This window comes from Mesorhizobium sp. M4A.F.Ca.ET.020.02.1.1 (assembly GCF_004022645.1).
Classification (GTDB): Bacteria; Pseudomonadota; Alphaproteobacteria; order Rhizobiales; family Rhizobiaceae; genus Mesorhizobium.
The window spans coordinates 1-6,416 of record NZ_RZOI01000331.1 but is presented as its reverse complement, the minus strand read 5'-3'; the positions used below and the strand labels follow the sequence as shown (position 1 = coordinate 6,416).

General features: G+C 64.0%; 7 protein-coding genes and 1 pseudogene. 6 read left to right on the top strand and 2 right to left on the bottom strand.

The annotated features are described in order from the left end of the window. On the bottom strand, nucleotides 1–494 hold a 494-nt coding region (locus EN742_RS20030), incomplete at its 3' end, for a DUF1638 domain-containing protein (RefSeq protein WP_128333185.1). 64 nt (nucleotides 495–558) lie between these two features. Here EN742_RS20030 and EN742_RS20025 point away from each other — a divergent pair. Beyond that, entirely contained in the window at nucleotides 559–699 is a 141-nt protein-coding gene (locus tag EN742_RS20025) for an entericidin A/B family lipoprotein (protein WP_126054100.1), read from the top strand. A gap of 84 nt (nucleotides 700–783) precedes the next feature. Here the strand turns inward: EN742_RS20025 and EN742_RS20020 are convergent, their stop codons facing one another. Further along, the gene (locus EN742_RS20020) at nucleotides 784–1,482 is read right to left on the bottom strand and encodes a B12-binding domain-containing protein (RefSeq protein ID WP_126054101.1); all 699 of its coding nucleotides are present in this window, start codon (nucleotides 1,480–1,482) and stop codon (nucleotides 784–786) included. Between the two features lie 274 nt (nucleotides 1,483–1,756). On the opposite strand from EN742_RS20020, the gene EN742_RS20015 reads away from it, so the two are divergent. The 5 genes and pseudogenes from EN742_RS20015 to EN742_RS19995 all read left to right on the top strand — a co-directional run. Then, nucleotides 1,757–3,331, top strand: a complete 1,575-nt coding sequence (locus EN742_RS20015) for a trimethylamine methyltransferase family protein (protein ID WP_126054102.1) — start codon at nucleotides 1,757–1,759, stop codon at nucleotides 3,329–3,331. Between the two features lie 89 nt (nucleotides 3,332–3,420). Then, nucleotides 3,421–4,110, top strand: a complete 690-nt coding sequence (locus EN742_RS20010; protein ID WP_126054103.1) for a 4Fe-4S dicluster domain-containing protein — start codon at nucleotides 3,421–3,423, stop codon at nucleotides 4,108–4,110. A 104-nt stretch (nucleotides 4,111–4,214) separates the two neighbouring features. Further along, complete coding sequence (locus EN742_RS20005) at nucleotides 4,215–4,946, top strand: dienelactone hydrolase family protein (protein WP_126054104.1); 732 nt, start codon at nucleotides 4,215–4,217, stop codon at nucleotides 4,944–4,946. A 174-nt stretch (nucleotides 4,947–5,120) separates the two neighbouring features. Further along, nucleotides 5,121–5,681: an RNA polymerase sigma factor gene (locus EN742_RS20000; RefSeq protein WP_126054105.1), complete on the top strand. Its 561-nt coding sequence runs from the start codon at nucleotides 5,121–5,123 to the stop codon at nucleotides 5,679–5,681. Between the two features lie 2 nt (nucleotides 5,682–5,683). Further along, nucleotides 5,684–6,416, top strand: a pseudogene (locus EN742_RS19995) (VWA domain-containing protein); the annotation flags it as partial.

Sequence of the window (6,416 nt, the reverse complement as noted above, 5' to 3'; positions counted from 1 at the left end):
ATATAGACCAGCTTCTTGTAATTGCCGAAATAGTCCTTGATCAGCTCCGGATGCTTGTCGAGGCCCAGCGGCTTCATGAAGAAGGCATCGAACTGGCGGCAGAGGAAATCGGTCATGTAGAACGACATCATGTCGTCGTCGGCGACCTTCGCGTAGGCGTCCATGCCCTGGTAGAAGGCGAAGCAGTGCGGGCCGGCCATGCGCTCGACGCCGTGCTTCTCGCAGATGCGATCGAGCATGCCGCCGGTGCCGCAGTCGGCATAGCCGACGAAGATGTGCCGGTAGCCCTCGGCCTTGGCCTTTTCGATCGCGTTGTCCATGGCCGGCGGGATGCGGTCGGGATAGAAATGGAACTCCGCCGGCAGGCAGGTCAGGTCGAGATGATCGAGCCCGAGCTGCTGCTTGACGGCCAGAACTTCGCGCGCAATCATCCCGCAGGCGATGACGAGCAGCCTTTCGCCTTGATCGGGTTGCGCTTTTCGCACGGCACTCATAGAACCAGCCAAACCGACTTGGTTGCGTTATCTTCGAATCTACAGAACGAGGGAGACACCGTCCATGAAACTGTCGCGCCTTGGCCCCGTCGCCATTCTTGCCTGCGCGCTCGCCCTTTCGGCCTGCGCCAATACGATCCGCGGGGTCGGCAAGGACGTCAAATCGACCGCCAATGCCGTCGAGGACACGGTCAAGAATCCCTAATCCACGGTCTTCCAGAATCTGGGAACAAAAAAGCCGCGCTGCAAGGCGCGGCTTTTTTCATTGGTCGTTGCCAAGCGGCTGGGCTCAGGCCGAAGCCCGCACATTGTGCTTGCGCTTCATGAAGTCCTTGGCGGTCTCGACCGCGACCGCCGCGTCGCGGCAGTAGGCGTCGGCGCCGACAGCCTTGCCGAACTCCTCGTTGAGCGGCGCGCCGCCGACCAGCACGACATAGTCGTCGCGGATGCCCTTTTCCTTCATCGTGTCGATGACGACCTTCATGTAGGGCATGGTGGTGGTGAGCAGCGCCGACATGCCGATGATGTCGGGCTGGTGCTGCTCGATCGCCTCCAGATACTTCTCGACCGCATTGTTGATGCCGAGGTCAATGACGTCGAAGCCGGCGCCCTCCATCATCATGCCGACGAGGTTCTTGCCGATGTCGTGGATGTCGCCCTTGACGGTGCCGATCACCATCTTGCCCTGCTTGGGCGCGCCGGTGGCGGCAAGCAGCGGGCGCAGGATGGCCATGCCGGCCTTCATGGCGTTGGCCGACAACAGCACTTCCGGCACGAACAGGATGCCGTCGCGAAAATCCTCGCCGACGATGCGCATGCCTTCGACCAGCGCCTCGGTCAGCACCTTGTAGGGTGCCCAGCCGCGCTCGAGAAGGATATGCGTGCCTTCCTCGATCTCTTCCTTCAGACCATCATAAAGGTCGTCGTGCATCTGCTGCACGAGCTCGTCGTCGGAAAGCTCGGAAAGGATGATCTCGTCGTCGGACATTTTTTTCTCGGGCTCCTTGCTGCTCGGAATGTCTGCGGCAGCCTAAAATTGATGCGCCAATACCTAACCCGCGAGGGCCGCGTATCCATAGCTGATTTGCGACTTCCCGCAAAAGGAAAGCGACCGCAAATCTATTGGAATTCTTGTCGATTTTGCGACAGGCGTTGGCGCTGGCTGGCCGTTTCGAATAGGGTGCATGGCTACGATCCGGCGAGAGCAGCCGCACGCGGCCGCAATCCACATCAGGTCAGAACAAAATCAGGGAAGAACGATCATGAGCGAGAACGCGGCAGTCGAGCAGGAGCCGTCGAGCGGCAGACGCGGGCGCGGCGCTGGCAGTGGCGCGGCGGCGCGACGGGCAGCGCGCTCGGGCGGGGGTCCGGGCACCCAGCTCACCTACATCAAGCGCAAGATCAACGTCTATGAAGTGCTGGACGAGGAAGGGTTGGCGCTGATCGAGAAGAACACCGACACGGTGCTCGAAGAGATCGGCATCATCTTCCGCGACGACGCCGAAGCCCTGCAGCTCTGGAAAGAGGCCGGCGCCGACGTCAAGGGCGAGCGCGTGCATTTCCCGAAAGGGCTCTGCCGTTCGCTGCTCAAGACAGCGCCGTCCGTCTACACCCAGCATGCGCGCAACCCCGAACGCTCGGTGCAGATCGGCGGCAAAGCGACGGTGTTCGCGCCGGTCTATGGCCCGCCCTTCGTGCGCGATCTCGACGGCAACCGCCGCTATGCGACTATCGAGGATTTCCGGAATTTCGTGAAGCTCGCCTATATGGCGCCGTCGATCCACCATTCGGGCGGCACGGTGTGCGAGCCGGTCGACGTTCCCGTCAACAAGCGCCATCTCGATATGGTCTACAGCCATATCAAATATTCCGACAAACCGTTCATGGGCTCGGTGACCGCGCCGGAGCGCGCCGAGGACACGGTGGCGATGGCCAAGCTTGTGTTCGGCGACGACTTCGTCGAGAACAACACGGTGCTGACCAGCCTTATCAACGCCAACTCGCCGATGGTGTTCGACGAGACGATGCTCGGCGCGTTGAAGGTCTATTCGCGCCACAACCAGGCCTGCATCGTCACGCCGTTCATCCTTGCCGGCGCGATGAGCCCGGTGACGGTCGCCGGCACGCTGACGCAGGTGCTGGCCGAGGTGCTGGCCGGCGCATCGTTCACGCAGTTGATCCGGCCGGGCGCGCCGGTGCTGTTCGGCACTTTCGCCTCGTCGATCTCGATGCAGTCGGGCGCGCCGACCTTCGGCACGCCGGAACCATCGCTGGTCTCCTATGGCGCCGCGCAGCTTGCCCGCCGTCTCGGCCTGCCGTTCCGCACCGGCGGTTCGCTCTGCGCCGCGAAGATCCCGGACGCGCAGGCGGCTTACGAGAGCGCCAACACGCTGAACTCGACCATTCTTGCCGGCGCGAATTTCGTGCTGCACTCGGCCGGCTGGCTCGAGGGTGGGCTGGCGTCCTGCTACGAGAAGTTCATGATGGACATCGACCAGCTCGGCATGCAGCAGAAATTCTCCGAGGGCGTCGACCTGTCGGAAAACGGCCAGGCGATGGACGCCATCCGCCAAGTCGGTCCGGGCAGCCACTATCTCGGCTGCGACCACACCCAGGCCAATTTCCAGACCGCCTTCTACCGCTCCAACATTGCCGACAACAATTCCTACGAGCAGTGGCTGGCGGAAGGCGAAAAGACCGCGCCGCAGCGGGCTAACGAGCTCGCCCGCCGCTGGCTGGAAAGCTACGAGGCGCCTTACCTCGATCCGGCGATCGACGAGGCCCTGACCGACTTCATCGCCAGGAAGAAAGGCTCGATGGCCGACGCCTTCACTTGAAAGGAGCCCGAGTCAGGCCGGGCTAAAGTGGCCGACATCATCCACAAGGAAGTCTGGCGGAGCGCATTCTCCGAGCCGGGCAAGAAGGGATGATTGTTTCGCGCGGCACGGTCGACGATGTCTCGGCCGTGCTCGCGGTCGATGGCTTGATCCCGCGCGGCGGCTTCCGTTTCACGAGCCAAGACACAGTACCCGCCGGGCGCTCCGGCATGCCCGCCAGGTCCATCCTGCTGGTCGGGCAGGCGGGTGCTGCGCCGTGGCCGCATTTCCTGCGCTGGCAGGAGCGGCAACCGCAGGCCATCGCCAATCCGCTCGACACCTGGGCGCGCGAAGTGATCGGCTCGGTTGCGGAAAAGTTCGGCGCGCGCGCCGTGTCGCCCTCCGACAGGCCGTATCTCCCGTTCCAGCAATGGGCGATGCGGGCGGAGGGATTAAGGCCTTCGCCGCTCGGCATTCTGATGCATCCGCGCTACGGGCTCTGGCACGCCTATCGCGGCGCGCTGCTGTTCGAAGAGACGATCTCGATTCCCGAAGCTGACGCAACTCTCCATCTTTGCGATGCATGTGTCGAAAAACCTTGCCTGAAATCCTGCCCGGTCGACGCCTATGCGGCGGATGGTTTCGCGCACCAGGCCTGTCTGGCGCATGTGCGCGGTGCTGATGGCGCGCCTTGCCGCACCGGCGGCTGCCTCGACCGCAACGCCTGTCCCTTTGGCGCCGACTATCGCTATCCAGCCGATGTTCAGGCCTTCCATATGGCGTCGTTCGCCGGCCTGTAGCGATGGTTCCGAGCCGCACGGAAACTTGACCGCGATTGAGATGTCGTGGCTTGCCCTGACGGCGGGCGCGGATATCTATCGCGTGGCAGCAAGCGGAGCGCGCAATGACGAAGCAGGACCTCGAGATCAAGACCCAGGATGGTACGGCGAAAGCCGGGCTGTTTCGTCCAGCCGCGCCGGCCAAGGCCGGAATCATCCTCTACATGGATATTTTCGGTCCGCGCACGGCGCTCGACCAGATGGCCGAGCGCCTTGCTGGGCAAGGCTACGCCGTGCTGGTTCCCGATCTCTTCTACCGCAGCGTGCCCTACGGTCCGTTCGACCCCAAGACCGCCTTTGCCGATGAAAAGACCAAGGCCGCGCTGTCGGCGTTGAGCGGCGGCACCACGCAGGACATGACCATTCGCGACGGCGGCGCCTTCCTCGACGCGCTGGCCGCCGAGGGCATCACCGGACCGGTTGGCGTCGTCGGCTACTGCATGGGTGGCGCGCGGGCGCTGAACGCGGCGGCGAGCTATCCGCACCGGATCGTTGCCGCCGCCAGCTTCCATGGTGGCAATCTAGCCAGCGATGCCGCGGACAGCCCGCACCGCAAGGCAGCAATGATCAAGGCGCGCGTCTATGTCGGTGTTGCCGGCGTCGACCGCAGCTTTCCGCCGGAACAGTCGGCGCGGCTGGCCGAAGCGCTGAGAGTGGCCGAGGTCGACCATGTGATCGAGAACTATGTCGGCATGGGGCATGGATGGTGCGTGCAGGATCACAGTGCCTATGATGAAGCCGGTGCTGAGCGCCACTGGAAGCGGTTGACCACGTTGTTTGCCGAAACCCTCGGGTAAAGTTTGGCTCCCCTTTTTTGGCGGCGGTGCGCGGCTTCGAAAGTTTGCCCCGCCCCTCATCCGCCCTTCGGGCACCTTCTCCCCGTGAACGGGGAGAAGGGAAAAGCGCTGCGGCAAAAAAATCTTTCCATAACCCCAAGGATTAGCCATTAGCCTTCGTCCAATAAGCAAATGATGGCGATGATGCTGGACGAGGGCGAACCCTCCGACGTCGAATTGATCGGGCGGGCGAAGGGCGGAGACAGGGGTGCTTTCGGCAAATTGCTCGAAAGGCACTATGGCTTCGTCTATCGCGCCGCCTATCGCTGGTGCGGCAGGAAGGCGGACGCCGAAGACATCGCCCAGGAAGTCTGCGTCCGGCTCGGCCGGGCGATCCGCGACTACCATGGTAAGGGCGCGTTCACGACGTGGCTCTACACCATGACGCTGAACGCGGCGCGCGACATGATGCGCAAGAGCGCCCGCGACACCCAGAAGACCGAGGCCTACGGCGCCTATGCGCTGATCGCGGGAGAGGCGGCGGCGGAACTCGAGGACCCGGCCGAGGCGCTATGGACGGCCGTGCGCAAGCTGCCGGACAAGCAGCGCGATGCCGTGCTGCTCGTCTATGGCGAGGGGCTCAGCCACGCGGACGCCGCCGAGGCGATGGCGATCTCGGAGACGACGGTTTCCTGGCACATCCATGAAGCGAAGAAACGGCTGAGGACGTTGATGCGTTCAGCCGGGGAAGTGTGACCATGGTCGACGACAACGAACTCGAAAGGCTGCGCAACATCACGGCACCGGCACCCGACGCCGAGGCGAAGGCGCGCGCGATCGCTGCCGCCATGCAGGCTTTCGACGAGCAGGAAAAAATCTTCGTCGCCGCCCAAGGATCGGCCGGCGGGCTTCGTCTCACAGAGCGGGTACAGAAGCTCTGGAGAGAGATCATGCAAAAGAAACTGATCGCCACGCCGGCCATTGCCGGGCTCGTCGCCCTGCCGATCGCCGGATACGCCACCTTGCAGATGCTGAGGGAGGCGCCACCGCAGATTGGCGGCGACGAGAAGATCACCGAGACGCTGGCCGACAAGCCATCGACGAACGGACCGGCGACGCTGAAGCCGGTCCCTCCGACGGAGGCCGACAAGCAGAAGAAGGACACCGATAGCGAAAGCCGCGGTTTGAACGAGGTGCTGGTCGCGCCGGCACAGCCGCCGAAGTCCGAAGCGGAGAAAGCCGGCGGCCTGGTCCGGCAGGATGCGCTCCAGCGCACCGAGCCGGCGCCCGCGCCGACCGTCAGCGGTCAGCTCTCGCTCGACGGCGGCGCCGCGGCCCCCGCGGACGCTGCGCGCGCCGGCCGCGTGCCCGGCACCGCCGCCGAATCCAAGCTGATGGCGCAGCCGTCGACGCTGCCTGCCGACCAATTTCGGCCACAGGAGGAAAACCGCGACCGCGTCGAGGATTTCAAGACCAACCCGGTGCATGCCG

What these genes read in the sequence shown, in the direction of transcription:
- EN742_RS20025 (WP_126054100.1), top strand. Translation starts at nt 559, where the DNA reads ATGAAACTGTCGCGCCTTGGCCCCGTCGCCATTCTTGCCTGCGCGCTC.
- EN742_RS20020 (WP_126054101.1), bottom strand. Translation starts at nt 1,482, where the DNA reads ATGTCCGACGACGAGATCATCCTTTCCGAGCTTTCCGACGACGAGCTC.
- EN742_RS20015 (WP_126054102.1), top strand. Translation starts at nt 1,757, where the DNA reads ATGAGCGAGAACGCGGCAGTCGAGCAGGAGCCGTCGAGCGGCAGACGC.
- EN742_RS20010 (WP_126054103.1), top strand. Translation starts at nt 3,421, where the DNA reads ATGATTGTTTCGCGCGGCACGGTCGACGATGTCTCGGCCGTGCTCGCG.
- EN742_RS20005 (WP_126054104.1), top strand. Translation starts at nt 4,215, where the DNA reads ATGACGAAGCAGGACCTCGAGATCAAGACCCAGGATGGTACGGCGAAA.
- EN742_RS20000 (WP_126054105.1), top strand. Translation starts at nt 5,121, where the DNA reads ATGGCGATGATGCTGGACGAGGGCGAACCCTCCGACGTCGAATTGATC.